This is a genomic window from Erwinia oleae (assembly GCF_000770305.1).
GTDB classification, from domain to species: domain Bacteria; phylum Pseudomonadota; class Gammaproteobacteria; order Enterobacterales; family Enterobacteriaceae; genus Erwinia; species Erwinia oleae.
In genome coordinates, this window is record NZ_JNVB01000016.1 from 47345 (window position 1) to 63621 (window position 16277).

At 58.4% G+C, this 16277-nt stretch carries 7 protein-coding genes; all 7 read left to right on the forward strand.

Features of this window, described 5'->3' with window-relative positions:
• Window positions 1–5 precede the first annotated feature (5 nt).
• The gene (gene clbD / locus GS12_RS07585; RefSeq protein ID WP_034945529.1) at window positions 6–875 is read left to right on the forward strand and encodes a colibactin biosynthesis dehydrogenase ClbD; all 870 of its coding nucleotides are present in this window, start codon (window positions 6–8) and stop codon (window positions 873–875) included.
• 29 nt (window positions 876–904) lie between these two features.
• Window positions 905–1153 carry a colibactin biosynthesis aminomalonyl-acyl carrier protein ClbE gene (gene clbE, locus GS12_RS07590; protein WP_052118387.1) on the forward strand — a complete coding sequence of 83 codons (249 nt, stop codon included), beginning with the start codon at window positions 905–907 and terminating at the stop codon, window positions 1151–1153.
• Between the two features lie 3 nt (window positions 1154–1156).
• Window positions 1157–2287, forward strand: coding sequence for a colibactin biosynthesis dehydrogenase ClbF (gene clbF, locus GS12_RS07595; RefSeq protein WP_034945532.1), 1131 nt, complete (start codon window positions 1157–1159; stop codon window positions 2285–2287).
• The gene (gene clbG, locus GS12_RS07600; protein WP_034945535.1) at window positions 2284–3552 is read left to right on the forward strand and encodes a colibactin biosynthesis acyltransferase ClbG; all 1269 of its coding nucleotides are present in this window, start codon (window positions 2284–2286) and stop codon (window positions 3550–3552) included. Before clbF ends, clbG begins: the two co-directional genes overlap by 4 nt.
• Window positions 3553–3599: 47 nt before the next feature.
• On the forward strand, window positions 3600–8396 hold the full coding sequence (clbH, locus tag GS12_RS07605) for a colibactin non-ribosomal peptide synthetase ClbH (RefSeq protein WP_034945538.1): 4797 nt from the start codon (window positions 3600–3602) through the stop codon (window positions 8394–8396).
• A gap of 48 nt (window positions 8397–8444) precedes the next feature.
• Window positions 8445–11477, forward strand: coding sequence for a colibactin polyketide synthase ClbI (gene clbI, locus GS12_RS07610; protein WP_034945541.1), 3033 nt, complete (start codon window positions 8445–8447; stop codon window positions 11475–11477).
• Between the two features lie 43 nt (window positions 11478–11520).
• The coding region (gene clbJ / locus GS12_RS07615; protein WP_034945544.1) for a colibactin non-ribosomal peptide synthetase ClbJ at window positions 11521–16277 on the forward strand (4757 nt) is incomplete at its 3' end.

A 16277-nucleotide genomic window follows, 5' to 3' on the forward strand; every position in this document is an offset into this window, starting at 1 on the left:
GCGCAATGATGAACGTGGCGGTAATAGGTGCAGGAGTAATGGGAACTGGCGTCGCCCATAATATGGCGCAATACGGCATATCAACTACCGTTGTGGATATTTCTCAATCCCAATTGGATAAATGCCGACAGATGATCGAAGCGAATTTACGCTTATATCACTTTCACCCGCGGCATAAAAAAAAGACGCATAGCACAGCGGAGATAATGGAAAATATCCGTTTCACCACTGAATTGGGCGACATTGTAGAATGTGACCTGGTGATTGAGAATATTACTGAGGATATCGAGAAAAAAAACGCACTATACACCCGGATGAATACGATCTGCGGCGCGTCGACAGTGTTTGGTGTTAATACGTCCGCCATCTCTATCACCGCGTTGTCAAAATTAATGCGGCATCCGGAGAATGTGGTCGGCGTCCATTTTATGAACCCGGTACCGCTGATGCACACTGTCGAATTAATCCGTGGTGTACATACCGCAGAGCGCGCGCTGGACATATTTCACCGTTTATTTGCTCAGATGAATAAAACCGGCATCGTGGTCAATGATTCTCCGGGCTTTGTCACTAATCGCGCCATGATGATTTTTGTTAACGAAGCCATATTTATGGTGCAGGAGCAGGTCGCCCGTGCCGAGGATATCGATACGCTGTTTAAAACCTGCTTCGGGCACAAGATGGGGCCGCTACAAACCGCCGATTTGATTGGCTTGGATACGATTCTGCAATCGTTGCAGGTGCTGTATGAAAGTTTTAATGATGACAAGTATCGCCCCAGTTTTTTATTAAAGAAAATGGTCGATGCCGGGTATTTGGGCGCGAAATCTGGGCAGGGGTTTTATCGCTACCAACAGGCGTACGCCGAGCAGTGATTCCAGGTTAACCTGATAGGGATATGAATATGGAAACGCAAGATATGAAAGCCGCCATTCGGCAATTTCTCTCCCGCTCATTACGTGGGCATACGTTGAATGACGATGACGATATTTTTTCTCTTGGGCTTGTCCATTCGTTATTTACCGTGCAAATCATTCTGTTTATCGAAAAAACCTTTCAGGTTGAGCTGGAAGTGAGTGAGTTGAAAATAGAACAGATTGCTACCGTCAATAAAATGGTAGAACTCATCCAGCGGCAAACTTGCCCGGAGTGATCTATGAACACTGAAAATTATGAGCTTGTCCGGCAAGAGGCCGTCCTGTTCGCAAAAAAACATCTCGCCACGGCTGCACAGGATATTGAACGTCAGCAGTTTATTGTGCCAAGCATTATTTCTTGCGTGGCACAGGCCGGGTATTTAGGCGCGTCAATAGCCCAAAAATATGGCGGACGAGATTACGATTCTTATCAACTGTGCGCCTTGCATGAAGTGATGGCTGGGGTACACGGTTCGTTAGAAAATCTCATTACGGTGACTGGCATGGTCAGCACGCCGCTGCAACGCGCGGGCAGTGCGGCGCAAAAAGCCCATTATTTGCCAAAGCTGGCAACGGGGGAATTGATCGGAGCGATTGCCCTCACAGAGCCGAATATCGGCAGTGACTTGGTGAACGTGGAAACGGAATTACAGCAGGACGGCGACGGTTGGCGGCTGAACGGGAAAAAGAAATGGATCACGCTGGGGCAGATTGCGGATTTCTTTATCGTTTTAACCCGCTGTGGCAATCAGTTAGCGACAGTGCTTATCGATCGCAATACTGACGGCTTCACCATCACCCCGCTCAGCGACATGTTGGGGTTACGCGGCAATATGCTGGCGGAGCTGCATTTTAATGACTGCCGCCTGAAGGCGGATGCGTTGCTCGGTCCGCTCACCTCTGGGGTACCGCTGGCGGTGAATTTTGCGCTCAATGAAGGGCGGTTCACCACCGCTTGCGGTAGCCTGGGATTATGTCAGGCCGCTGTGGACGTGGCGGCGCGCTACATCCGCCAGCGTAAACAGTTCAAGCGGCGGTTGTTTTCTCACGGCATTGTCCAGCACCTGTTTACCACCATGCTAACCCAAACGCGCAGCGCGCAACTGATGTGCTTCAGCGCGGCGGAATACCGCGAAACGCTGCACGCGGCCATGATAAACCAAACCCTGATGGCGAAGTATGTCGCTTCCAAAGCGGCAGTGGACGTGACCGGGAATGCGGTGCAACTGCTGGGCGCGAATGGTTGCCATGCCGACTATGCCGTCGAACGTTACTATCGCGACGCCAAAATCATGGAAATCATCGAAGGGACATCGCAAATCCATGAAATCCAAATTGCGATGAATTACATGACGGGGAGTGAAGCATGACGCAGGATGTCGCGCTGATGTTCCCCGGCTCCGGTTCGCAATATGTGGGCATGGCACGGCGGCTGTATGAGCGTTATCCGCAGGTGCGTACGCTGTTTGATGAAGCTAGCCAGATCGCGGAACGGGACATGGCGGCGTTGTGCCTGTCGGGTACCTTGGTGCAACTTGCTGAGCCGACGGCGATGGCGCTGGCTATCTATACCACCAGCGTGGCCCACTTCGTCGCATGGCAGCAGTTTTTGGCGCAAACCGGTGCCGATGTCAACCTACGTTATATGTTGGGTCATAGCTTGGGCGAATATGCTGCGCTGACCTGTAGTGGTGCGCTGAGCTTTTCCCACGCGCTGGCGCTGGTGGCGATGCGCAGCCGTTTAGCCAGTGAGATCGCCCGCGAGATGGACGCGGGTACCACCATCATCAAGCAGGGGAATCAGGCGTTGGTGGCGGCGGCGTGCGAGGTGGCGGAGCGTGAAACCCGACAGCAGGTCGGCATCGCCTGCTTCAATTCGGCGCAACAGTTTATGTTGTCTGGGCAAAACGCGGCCATTATCGCCGCCGAGCAATACCTGCTGGATCATGATCGCCAGGTCGAGGTGGTGCCGCTGATTGGCGGTGTTCCTTACCACAGCCCGCTATTGAAACCTTACGGACAGCAATTGCGCCAGGCGCTGGATCGCTGCGACTGGCGACGTCCGTGCTGCCCAGTAATCGCCAATGTCAGCGCTCAACCCTATCCCGATACGGCCACGCCAACCCAGTGGCTAGAACAACAGCTCTCTCAGCCGGTGCAGTGGCAGCGCTCTCTCACCTACCTGACAGGGCAATCGTCACCGATCGCGATAGAGATCGGCCCGCAAAGTGTGCTGAAAAACCTGCTGCTGGAGAATCGCTATCCGGCACAGGTTTACGCGTTTGACGATCGCCAGGATCGCGCGCAACTGGCACTGGTGCTGGGGGACAGCACGGCGGCGAAGACCGATCCGGAAGCCGTGCGCCGCCAGCGCATCACGCTGCTCACTAACGCCCTGACTGCCACACGCCACCACCGCGCCGCCGATGCGGCCGCCAGTGCGCAATTGAAGGCATTGCTCAGCCGGTTTTTTGAGCGCATCCAGCAGATTGAGCAGCGTGGTACATCCAGCGAGGAGGACATCGCTTTTCTGCATGAACTTCTTGAACAGGGATTTCAACTCAAAGGCAGCAGTCAGGCGGAAATCGACGCCTGCCACGCGCGGTTGGCTGCCGACAACGGCGGACAGGCATAACCCGTCACGCCATCCTACGCACTTATCTCGCTTTGAAGGCCAGAGTTATGGAACAGCAAGGGACAACGGGGCAGTCGCCCACCGACGACCAAACGATAGTCGACTATCTGTATCGTATCGCCGGTGAATATGGGGAAAAATCCGCCGTGTTGATGGGTGACGCGGCGCTGAGCTATCGCGAACTCAACGCACGCTCTAACCAACTGGCGCATTATCTGCGCGGGCTTGGGATCGGCGAGGACAGCGTGGTAGCGATCCGCCTGCCGCGCGGCATGGCGATGCTGATTGCCATTTTCGCTATTGTAAAGGCTGGTGGTGCCTATTTACCGCTGGCGCACAATGCGCCGCGCAGCCGTATTGAAAACATACTGAGCAACAGCGGCGCTGCTTGTCTGATCGGTACCGACGATGGCGATCGCTGGTCGATTCCTCGCGTCGAGGTCGACAGCGCGGCGGTCAGTGCCATGCCGACGATGGATCTGCGTTACCGACCACATGCGCGGCAACTGGCGTATATCATCTACACCTCCGGCTCCACCGGTGTCCCTAAAGGGGTGGCGACGGAACATGCGGCGCTGCTCAACCGTATTGTCTGGATGCAGAACGCTTATCCCATCAGGTCGCAGGATGTGCTGTTCCAAAAGACGGTGTACACCTTTGACGTCTCCGTCTGGGAGATGTTCTGGTGGGCGATGCACGGCGCATCTGTGGTGCTGTTACCGTCCGGATTGGAGAGCGATCCGCGAACCTTGGTGCGACTGATTCAGCGTCACCGCGTGTCGGTTGTGCACTTTGTCCCTTCGATGCTGAACCTGTTTGTCGAGTATCTGGAGATGAAACAGGATCCGCGTTTGACCACCTCGTTGCGATCGGTGTTCGCCAGCGGTGAGAAACTCACGGCCCACAGCGTGGCACGCTTTTATCAATCGGTGGCGCAGGGCGACCTGATTAATCTCTATGGCCCGACCGAAGCCGCGATCGATGTCAGCCATCACCGCTGCCAGCGCGGGTACGACTACGACGATATCCCTATCGGTCAAGCGATTGACGGTTGCCGACTCTATGTGCTGGATGAGCACGGTAACCCGGTGGCGGACGGCGAAGAGGGCGAGCTTTATCTCGCCGGTATCGGGCTGGCACGTGGCTATCTCAACAACGTGGCGTTAACCGATCGCTATTTTACTGTGCATCCAACCTTGTGCCATTTAGGGCAGCCGGAGCGGCTGTATAAAACTGGCGATCTGGTGTGGTGCGACGGGAAAAGCCAACAAATTCATTACATTGGCCGTAATGATTTCCAGATTAAAATTAGAGGGTTGCGCGTTGAATTGGGAGAAATCGAGGCCCATGCGATGCGTTTTCCGGGGGTACAGCAGGCAGCCGTGGTGGCGGATCAGGATGATCCCGACAATCAGTTGATTTACGCTTTTGTCGTCAGTAGCGCGCCACTCAAGTTGGCGGCCTTGTTGGATGCACTGGCCAAAAACCTGCCCGCCTACATGTTGCCGAACCGTCTGTTGGCGCTGTCAGCGTTGCCACTCTCCGCCAATGGCAAGTGCTGTCGTAAAACGCTGCTCGGCTTGGCGCGGGCGCACTCAGCCAGTTGCGTCGATCTGCGTGAAACGCCCACCGTGCGCTACCTGCCGCTGTCATCGGCGCAAGCGTCGATGTGGTTTATGCAACAGTTGGCGCCGCACACCGCGCTATACAATAACCCCGCCGCCTTGCTGCTTGAAGGGGAACTGGACCGCACGCAGATGGACGGCGCGATCCGTCAATTGATGAGTCGGCATACGCTGTTGCGTGCTATGGCGGAAACCCACAATGGACAACCGGTATTGGCGGTGCCTCAGGCCGTATCGTCGCAGGCGTTGCTGACCATAGTGCCACTCTCCTCGGTGGGCGATGATAACGCGCTACAGGCGGTGATCAACCAGCGTGCGGCACAACCCATGCCCTTAACTCCGGGCACGCCGCTGTGCCGGTTTGAACTGTTGACGATCGATGACGCGCGTAGCGTACTGTTGATTCATCTGCACCACATCATCAGCGATGGCTGGTCGAAAGGCGTTCTGTTACGCGAGTTGCAGGCCGCGTATAACGGTGAGTCGCTGACGCCAGAACCGCCGCTGGAGTATGCCGACTACGTGGCGCACCAAGAGGAGTGGCGTCAGAGTGACGCCTATCAGGACGCGATGCGTTACTGGCAAGATACCCTGACGGGTACGCTGCCGATTCTTGATATCCCCACCGATCAACCGCGTCAGACGGTGGCGCGCTACCAAGGCGCGTTTGTTGCCTTCGCATTGCCTGCCAGCACCTGCGAGCGGGTGCTGGCAGCGGCGCGTGCGCAGCGCGTGTCATTGTATAACTATCTGCTGGCCGCCTTCGTGCTCCTGCTGCACCGTAATGCGCGTCAGCAGGAATATATCGTCGGTATGCCGATTGCTGCGCGGCTGGCGCAAGAACAGGAGCAGATGATCGCGCCGCTGGTCAACGTGCTACCGCTGCGCTTGCCTCTTGACGAAGCGGCATCGTTTTCCGCGTTAGTGCAGACGATCAGAGGCATTCTGTTTGCCGCTTTCAGGCACCAGCGTCTCGAATTCACCGACATCGCGCGCGCAGTGAATGTGGATCGCAGCGCCGGACATTTCCCGGTATATCAGTGCATGTTCCAACTCGACAACATGCCGCTGGCGATCCCGACGCTAAACGGCGTCAACGTCACGCCGTTACTGTTGGATACCGGGGCATCTCAGGTGGATATTTCGCTAAGTATGCAACATATCGACGGGCGCATCACCGGCACTTTCGAATACGACTCTGGATTATACAGTGCGGAGCGTATTCAGCACTTGGTGGCGCAGTGGGGAGAACTGCTGGATGAAGCCAGCCGCCAACCCACGCTGTCGGTCCGCGATTTGATCCGCTTCACCCCTCGGGAGCACGCTTGGCTGGCGCGGCACAACGCCACTGAAGTTGCGCTGCCGCCCGTAGATAACCTGCTGTCGCTAGTGTTACCGCACTGCCAGCAGCGCCCCACACAGGTGGCGTTGCGCCACGCTGACGACGCCATGACCTATGGCGAACTGCAACAGGCCACGATGCAGATGCGTGCTTGGCTGCGTGCGCAGGGCGTACAACGCGGAGAATCTGTCGCGCTGCAACTGCCGTTCTGCTTCGAATTGATTATCGCACAATTGGCGATCCTCTCTTTGGGGGCGAGCTATGTGCCGCTGGATGGCGACGCGCCAGCGGCCCGCAACGCCCTGATTTTGGCGCAGGCAACGCCGTGCATGCTGCTGGTGGTGCAACCGCTGGAGTCCCCTCATGGGCTGACGATACCTTGGGCGCTGGTGCCCGGCTGGCGTAGCCTGTTGGCAGAAATACCGAACCCGCCAGTTAGCGTTGCGCCAGCGGCGTTAGAATGCGACGCGGTGGTTATCTTTACCTCCGGTACTACCGGGCAACCCAAAGGCGTCCGGCTCAGCCAACGTAATCTGGTCAACTTGATCGCCTCCTTTGTCTCCAGCTATCAAGTGACGCATCAGGATGTTCTGCTACCCATTACCTCCGTCGCGTCCGCCAGCTTTGTCGGGGAGGTGCTGCCGCTGCTCGCCGCTGGCGGTACGTTGGTACTGGCGCAAAAAGCGCAGAGTTTGGATAGCGATGCGCTCATTGCGCTGCTGGCATCTCAGCGGGTGACTATCCTGAGCACCACCCCATCGCTCTCTGCCAGCCTCTCTGTGCTGGCACAGGCGATGGGATCGCTGCGCCTGTTTCTGTGCGGCGGTGAGGCGTTAGAGTATGAGCAGATAGCGCCGCTGCTGCCGCACATGGCAGTGGTTAACGGTTATGGCCTGACCGAAAGCGGTATCTGCTCAACCTACTTTCCCGTCGCACAACGTAGGGCGCAAGAAACGGGAACGTTGCCCATTGGCCGCCCGATCCAGAATACCCAAGCTTATGTGGTGGATGCAGATAACCGCTTGGTACCGCCAGGTGCCTGTGGCGAACTCTGTTTCTCTGGTCTGGGCATTTCGCCCGGCTACCTTGATGCACAACAGGATCCCGCGCGCTTTGTCGAGTTGCCGGAACACCCTGGCGTTCGGGTGCTGAAAACTGGCGATCGTGCTCGTTGGGCAACAGACGGGATGTTGTTCTATCTCGGCAGACAGGATCGCCAAGTGCAGATCCGTGGGCACCGGGTTGAATTGGGCGACATCGAAAGCCTACTGAAACAGCATCCGGATATTGCCGACGCTTGGGTCGATGTGCGACGCAATGCGGCGGCAACGCCGCTGCTGGTGGCCTTCTATTGCAGCGTCAACGGCGTTGCGTTGGATGCACAGCAATTGCGCGTATGGCTTAGCCTGCGGCTTCCGCTGCATATGTTGCCGTTGCTCTACGTGCCGTTGAGCGCCATGCCGCTTGGCGTAAACGGCAAAATCGATCCCCAGCGCTTGCCGCAGATCGATCTGCGACAGTTGGAAGGGCCGGGCGAGTATGTCCCTCCGGCGACCGAACTGGAACAGCGTCTGGCGGCGATCTGGCAGCAGTTGCTCGGCCTTGAGCGTGTCGGCACCACCACCAATTTCTTCGATCTCGGCGGACACTCGCTTCTGCTGGTACAGATGCAGCAACACATCGGGCAGCAGTTCGGCCAGCGCGTGGCGTTGGTCGACCTGTTGCGCTTCACCACCATCAAACGCTTGGCGGAATTTCTGCTGGCCCCGGACGCAGCGCAAGGGACCACAGGAGATCAGACACAGCAGCGTGCGGCACAGCAGCGTTCGGCCTTTGGTCAGGCGCGCTGGGCTGTCACAACCGACAGTCATCACTGATCCCGCTGAATGGAACGCGTGACAAACCTGAATACAGGGGAAAGCAACATGGCAGAGAATGATTTTGGTGTGGCCATCATTGGGATGGCGGGGCGTTTCCCTCAAGCCGATACGGTACAGGCGTTTTGGGAAAATCTGCTGGCGAGCCGAGAGTGCATCTCCTTTTACAGCGATGAGGAACTGCTGGCGATGGGGATCAGCCCCGAATTTGTTCAGCACCCAGACTACGTCAAGGCCAAGGGGGAGGTGGCGGACATCGATAAATTTGATGCCGCCTTCTTCGGTATCGCGCCCCGAGAGGCGGAGCTGATGGATCCTCAGCACCGCGTCCTGTTGGAAACCGCGTGGGCAGCCTTCGAGGATGCGGGCTATGTGGCTGCCGATTATCCAGGGGACGTGGGCATTTTTGCCGGCAAAAGCATGGATTCCTATTTGATGCTGAACTTGATGCCGCACTTTAAACGCGTTTTCTCTTCTGGCAGTTTGCAGGCGGCCATTGGTAACGACAAAGACAGTATCACTACCACCATCGCCTATCATCTCAACCTGCGCGGCCCGGCGATCACGGTACAGACTTCCTCATCGACATCCTTGGTGGCGGTGTGCGTGGCATGCCAAAGTCTGTTGACCTGGCAGTGTGACATGGCGATTGCTGGCGGCGTCACCCTAGGGCCGCCAGCAAAAACCGGCTATTTGTCGCAGGAAGGGGGGATCACCGCCGTCGATGGTCACTGCCGGGCGTTTTCCGATAACAGCAGCGGGTTTGTGCCCGGCACCGGCGCGGGGCTGGTGGTGTTAAAGCGCGTTGATGAGGCGCTGCGTGATGGCGATAACATCTATGCGGTCATCAAAGGTTTTGCCGTCAACAACGACGGTTCGGAGAAGATCAGTTATACCGCGCCGAGCGTGGATGCCCAAGCGCGCGCCATTGCTCAGGCACAGCGGTTGGCGGGGGTGGCACCGCAGGATATCACTTACGTGGAAGCCCACGGTACCGGTACGCGTTTGGGCGATCCGGTTGAGTTTTCTGCGCTGAGCCGCGCCTTTGCGGTCGCGCCGCAAAAACAGTACTGTGCGCTGGGGTCGGTAAAAACCAATATCGGCCATTTGGATACGGCGGCGGGCGTCACGGGGTTGATAAAAACCGCGCTGGCGGTGCAGCAGGGAAAAATTCCCGCCACGCTGCACTTTGAACGGCCCAATGCACAGATCGATCTGACCAATAGCCCGTTTTACATCAACACCACCTGTCAGCCGTGGCAACCGGAAAGCGGCATACGTCGCGCGGGCGTCACCTCGCTTGGCATGGGCGGCACCAATGCCCATGTTGTGCTGGAACAAGCACCAGCCGTTGACCTGCAAGCGCGAGCGCCTGCACCGGCCTACAGTATTTTGCCGTTCTCCGCCAAAACCGACAGTGCCTTATCCTCGGGACTGGCGCGTTTTGCCGATTTTCTGCAACGTGAATCGCTGCCGGATCGGCGGGATCTGGCGTGGACTCTCACCCAAGGACGTAAAGCCTTCGCACATCGCGCCGCGCTCGTGACCAGCGATCTACACGCTGCCGGGACGCTGTTGCAGCAGGCCGCGACAGCGCCGCTCGCCCGTGGCGTGGCGCAGACGCAGTCCGGGCTGGGGCTATTGTTTTCCGGGCAGGGTAGCCAATATCAGCGCATGGGCCATCAGCTCTATCAGGTTTGGCCGGTCTACGCCGATGCCTTCGACCGTTGCGCGACGTTACTCGCGCGTGAATACCGTCTGGATATCCGCCATGAGCTGTTCAGTGCAGAAGTCTCGTCAGCCCAAGGCGAACGCCTGGCGCAAACCTGCCTCACGCAACCGCTGCTGTTCAGCGTCGAGTATGCCTTAGCCCAATTGTGGCTCAGTTGGGGCATCACGCCGACGGTAATGATCGGCCATTCGCTGGGCGAATGGGTGGCGGCGACGTTGGCAGGCGTGTTCTCTTTGGAGGATGCGCTGCGCTTGGTGGCGCGTCGAGCTGAGCTGATGCATCAGGCACCAAGCGGTGCCATGTTGATGGTGGCGCTGCCGGAAGCACAGATTCGCGCCCTGATTACCGCCCCACTGGCGATCGCTGCTGTTAACGCCCCTGACTATTCGGTTATCGCCGGGCCTGAGGCAGCGATCCTCGCCGTCAGCCAGCGTCTGACGCAGCAGAACATCATCAACAAACGGTTGCACACCTCCCACGCCTTCCACTCCAGCATGATGCAAGATGCGGCGCAGGCGCTACGTCAGGCATTTGAGAACGTTCGTCTGAACCCGCCGACGCTGGCCATTATCTCCACCGCAACCGGCGAGCGCGTCAGCGCCAACACCCTCACCACGCCGGACTACTGGATTGAACAGATGCTGATGCCGGTGCAGTTCTCCGCGGCACTGCGACTCGCGCAGGCGACGTTTGATGTCGACTTTCTGGAGATTGGGCCGGGGGCCACCCTGACCCGGCTGGCCAACGGTCATGCATTGGGCGATCGCCTCGCGGTCAGCGCGCTGCCAGCAGGTGCCCGCAGCAGCGATGAGCACAAACATATCTTAGATACCGTGGCCGCGCTCTGGGTGCGGGGGCACAACATCGACTGGTCTGCGTTTGCGGGCGACCAACCGCGCCGTGTCTCGCTACCGACCTACGCCTTCGACAAAACCCGTTACTGGGTCGACAGCCCGGAAGAGCAGGGGATCGTCGTAACGCCAGTGGCGGATGCGGGGGGCGTTATTCCTGTCGAATCGTCGGCGCGCCGTCAGCCGCGCCCATCGTTTTCGGTGCCTTATGCAGCGCCAGAGAGCGAGACGCAGCGCGGCTTAGTGGCGATTTGCGAAGCATTGCTGGGAATTGACGGCTTGGGCATTGACGACAATTTCTTTGAAGCTGGCGGGCACTCGTTGATGCTGGGTATGTTGCTGGCGCAGGTACAGGAACGGTTCGCTGTCACGCTTTCCTTTATCGACCTGATGGAGGATGCCAGCGTGCGCGCTTTAGCGCAGTTGGTCGAGCGGGAGCAGCAGGATGATGGGGCGTCCACGCTTGCCGCGCTGGTTAACGACATGGTTAACGAGTGATGTCGGCAATGATGTTCAACGCAGTGAAAAGGAAAGGACGGCTATGACGATACAGCATGCCGCATTGGCGCGAACGCTCCCGGCGGAAAAAAAGGAGAAGTTATTACGACTGTTGGCGCAATCCGGCGTGTCGCCCAGCCGCATTCCCATCATCAAGGCGGATCCAGCGCAGGCGATCCCGCTGTCGTTTAATCAGGAACGGTTGTGGTTTTTGCAGCAATACGACAGCGCCGCCACCCACTACAACCTGTATGTGGTGTATCGTTTGCACGGCGTGGTGGATGTGCCGATACTCACGCAGGCATTGCGCTACGTGCAAGCGCGCCACGCCATCTTGCGCACCCGTATCGTGGTGCGTAACGATCGGCCTTGCCAGGTGATTGATGATGCACCTTCGCTGATCCTTGATACGGTCACGTTAGCAGCGCAGGCTTCGTCTTCAGCGCGGGACGCGGCGATCCAGCGGGTGATAAACACCCGGTTTGATCTGGCGCGCGGCCCACTGTGGGGGGTTACACAGATTGTTCAGCCCGGCCAAGGTTGTCACCTGGTGTTTTGTGCGCACCATATCGTCATCGACGGCATCTCGCTGCGGCTATTGTTTGATGAGTTACAGCAGCAGTATGCACGATTGCACGCTGGTGATGAGACGCCGTTGCCACCGCTGCCGCTACAATATGCTGATTATGCCTGCTGGCAGCGCGAATGGTTCCAGGATACCCTGCTGGCCACTGAGCTTGCTCACTGGCGTGCGCGTTTGCAGGATGCGCCTCTGCTGTCGACCTTCCCGTCGCTGCACCCGCGCCCGGCGCAACCCTCTGCACATGGCACCCGGTTCAGCATTACCTTGGATGCAGCATTAAGCCTCGCGTTGAAACGCGTCGCCAGCGCGCAGGAAACGACGCCGTTCGTGTTGATGCTGACCGCCTTCCAACTGGTGCTGGTGCGCTACGCTCAGCAACAGCGGTTGGTCATGGGCACACCGGTATCGGGGCGTATTCGCCCAGAGTTGCAGAGCAGCATCGGCTATTACGCCAGCACTGCGGTTATCTGCACCGATTTTAGCGGGGTTGAGGTAGGGCGCGACGCGCTCCAACGCGTGAAGGCCAGCGTGAAAGAGACGCTGGGACGCCAGCAACTGCCGTTTGAAAGCGTGGTGAATGCGCTGGATCTCCCACGCAGCCTCTCCCATTCGCCGTTGTTCCAGATCCTCTATATCTACCATAACCACGTGACCCCACGCGCTTTTCCCTTAGCCGGTGCGCAGTGGGAGCAGGTGACGTATCACAATCAGGCCGTCAAGTACGACATGACGGTCGAGGTGTTCCAAAACGACGACACGTTCGACGTCGCCTTTGAGTACGATTCGGGGCTGTACGATGCCGACGTGGTTCAGCAGATTGCCGAGGCGCTGCGCCAACACTGCTTGGCGTTGACATCCTCACTGGAGGTGCCGATCGCGGCGATCCCTCTGCATGCGCCGGAGGCGGCAACGCCGCAACGCGATCCGATCAATGCCACTGACGTCCTGTGGCCCGCGCCGCAGGATGTGCTGCGTATCATCGAACAGCGCTGTGTGCAGCACCCAACGCAACTGGCGATACAGCAGCACAACGGCACACTGACCTACGCCGGGCTCTGGGCGCGCGTGCAGGCCATCGCGGCACGTTTTCAGGCGCAGGGTGTACGACCGGGCGATCGTGTCGGCGTGCTGTTGCCGCGCCACAGTGATGTGATTGCAGCCATGTTGGCGACGTGGTATGTGGGGGCGTGCTACGTGCCGTTCGATATCCGTCAGCCTGCGGCGCGTTTGCAACGCCTTATGCAACGCGCTCGTTTGGTCTGTCTGGTGGTGCGTCAGCCGGGAGAATGGGGTGAAACGGTACAACTGTCGTTGCCGGAATCGATGCAGGACATGCCGAATGCGGTCCAGCGTCCTACACCTTGCGCACTGTTGCCGGATACGCAGGCCTACCTGTTGTTTACCTCCGGCAGTACCGGTGAACCTAAAGGCGTGTGCGTTGTGCACCGCGGGTTGCTGAACTTGTTGTTGGATATGCAACGTACCTTTGCGGTAGGCCCGCACGATCGTCTGCTCTCGGTGACGACGCCCACGTTTGATATCTCGTTCTTGGAGTATCTGTTGCCGCTGATCTCCGGTGCTAGCCTCTATCTGACAGAGGCGGAACGCGCCGCAGACAGCTTCCGTATGATTTCGCTGATTGCCGACTATCAACCAACGTTGATGCAGGCGACGCCCTCATTCTGGCAGGGGCTGTTGACGGCGGGTTGGCGTGGCGACCCGCAACTGTGTGTGCTGGCGGGCGGTGAAGCGCTGCCGACGAAGGTGGCGGAAGAACTGTTGCGCGGTTGTGGCACGCTGTGGAACCTCTACGGCCCCACCGAAACCACCATTTGGTCGCTGAAAACGCAGATCACCCAAGCTGAACACATCACCCTCGGGGTACCCATTGCCAATACCCGTGTATACATTCTGGACGATGAGGGTTATCCGGTGCCGCGAGGAGTTGACGGCGAGCTTTACATCGCCGGGGATGGTGTGGCGCAAGGGTATGATGGACAGCCTGAGCTGAGCGCACAGCGCTTCTTGTCAGAACCAGGGTTCCCCGGCGGCAGGATGTTCCGCACTGGCGATCTGGTCAGGTACGATGCGCAGGGGCAGTTGTGTTTTGTTGGGCGCAAAGATAGCCAGATCAAACTGCGCGGTTATCGTATTGAGTTAGGGGAGATTGAACGGACGCTGGCGCGACATCCGAATGTGGGCGGTGCGGTGGTGGCCTGCATTGAAAGCGCACCGTTACACAAAGCACTGGTGGCGTTTATCATCACCAGCGCGCCTCCCTCGCTGTTCGAACAACTGAAAAACGATCTTCGGCAGCAACTGCCAGATTATATGGTGCCGACGCTGTGGCAGAGGGTGACCGCCTTCCCGAACACTGCCAACGGCAAAATCGATCGTAAGCGGTTAGAGGCAGATTTCGTTGCCGATAGCCCCCTCACACCGCCGCAGACGCAAGCGCTGAGCGACGCGGAACAGACGTTGCTGGCGCTGTGGATGCGCTATTTACCGATAAAAAACGCCGATCCTGAGTGCGATTTCTTCCGCTTGGGGGGGTACTCGCTGCTGGCGGTAGCGCTGGTGGCAGAGATCAACCGCACCTTTCACTGCACCTTGACTCTGAAAGACATTTTCCACTATTCCACGCTTCGGGCGCTGAGTGTGCGTATCGCACAGCTATCTACCACGGATGCCGCCGCGCCTCAGGATGGTTGGGTGATGACGCACGATCCCGAGCACCGTCATCAGCCGTTCCCGTTGACGGATGTGCAGCGCGCCTACTGGCTTGGACGACAGGCATGTGCCACCTCGGTCGCGACCCACGTCTACCATGAGTTTGACGTCGAGCACTTTGATGTTACGCGTTTTACCCATGCGGTGAATGCGCTGATCGCCCGCCATGAAATGCTACGTGCGCGGGTACTCCCCGACGGTACTCAGCAGATCCTGGCGCAGGTGCCGACGTATCAGTTAGAACAGCGCGATCTGTGTGCCTTGACCCCCAGCGCGCGGCATGATGCCTTGATGGCGATCCGCGATCGGCTGTCGCACCACGTGCATCCCGCAGAGCGTTGGCCGCTGTTTGATTTCAGCTACTCGGCTTGCACGGCGCAACAAGGCCGCTTGCATTTCAGTCTCGATCTGCTGATTGCCGATGCTCTGAGTATGCGCACGCTACAGCAAGAGTTGATGACGCTGTACCGCGATCCCCATGCGTCGCTGCCGCTGCTGCCGTTTTCTTTCCGTGATTACGTGCAGGCGCTGTTGGCAGAGCAGGCGGGTGAAGCCTATGCGCGCGATCGGGCCTATTGGCAACAGGCGCTGCCGCAACTGTATGGCCCACCTGCGTTGCCCGTACAGGGTGATCTGGCACAGTTGCCAGCGATCAGGTTCGTGCGCCGTGATCATCGGTTGTCGGCTCACGATTGGGGCGCGTTGAGCGCGCTGGCCAAAAGCGCGCGCATCACTAAGACGGCGCTGTTGCTGACGGTTTTTAGTCAGGTATTGGCGCGTTGGAGCCTTAGCCCAACATTTACTCTCAATCTGACGTTGTTCAATCGCCCGCTGGGCTACCCCAACGCTGAGGCGGTTATTGGTGATTTTACTGCTGTCAGCCTACTGAATGTCTGTTACGACAGTCAGCAGGCTTATGCCCACAACGCCCAACGTATTCAGGCGCAACTGTGGGAAGATCTCGAACACCGTCGTTTCAGTGGGATCCGCGCCAGCGAGGCGCTGATCCGCAGTGGCCGTTTCCCCGCGCCGATGCCGGTAGTGTTCACCAGTATGGTGGATACCCACGAGGAGACGCCTGCGCAGGCCGTGCAGGACACAACCCGCTTTACCCTGTGTCCGGATGCCAATATTACCCAAACGCCGCAGGTGTGGCTCGATCATCAGGTGATGGAGCAGGCCGGGGAGTTGCATTTCAACTGGGACGCGGTCGAGCAACTGTTTGATGCCACGCTGCTGGATCAGATGTTTGGCGCCTATTGCCATGCGCTGCAGGCGCTGGTTGCCGTGCCACAAGGTTGGAGGGTGGCAAACAGTTCTCTGGCGCTGCCCACCGTGTGCGCGCCGGTCACGCAGGCCCCCGCGCCGACGGCGCTGTTACATCACGGGCTTTTGCGCCAGGCGGCGCTGACGCCACAGGCAACCGCGCTGATCAGTCCTACCCGCGAGCTAACCTACTGCCAACTGTCGACGGCGGCGGATAATGT

What these genes read in the sequence shown, in the direction of transcription:
- clbG (WP_034945535.1), top strand. Translation starts at nt 2,284, where the DNA reads ATGACGCAGGATGTCGCGCTGATGTTCCCCGGCTCCGGTTCGCAATAT.
- clbE (WP_052118387.1), top strand. Translation starts at nt 905, where the DNA reads ATGGAAACGCAAGATATGAAAGCCGCCATTCGGCAATTTCTCTCCCGC.
- clbF (WP_034945532.1), top strand. Translation starts at nt 1,157, where the DNA reads ATGAACACTGAAAATTATGAGCTTGTCCGGCAAGAGGCCGTCCTGTTC.
- clbD (WP_034945529.1), top strand. Translation starts at nt 6, where the DNA reads ATGATGAACGTGGCGGTAATAGGTGCAGGAGTAATGGGAACTGGCGTC.
- clbH (WP_034945538.1), top strand. Translation starts at nt 3,600, where the DNA reads ATGGAACAGCAAGGGACAACGGGGCAGTCGCCCACCGACGACCAAACG.
- clbI (WP_034945541.1), top strand. Translation starts at nt 8,445, where the DNA reads ATGGCAGAGAATGATTTTGGTGTGGCCATCATTGGGATGGCGGGGCGT.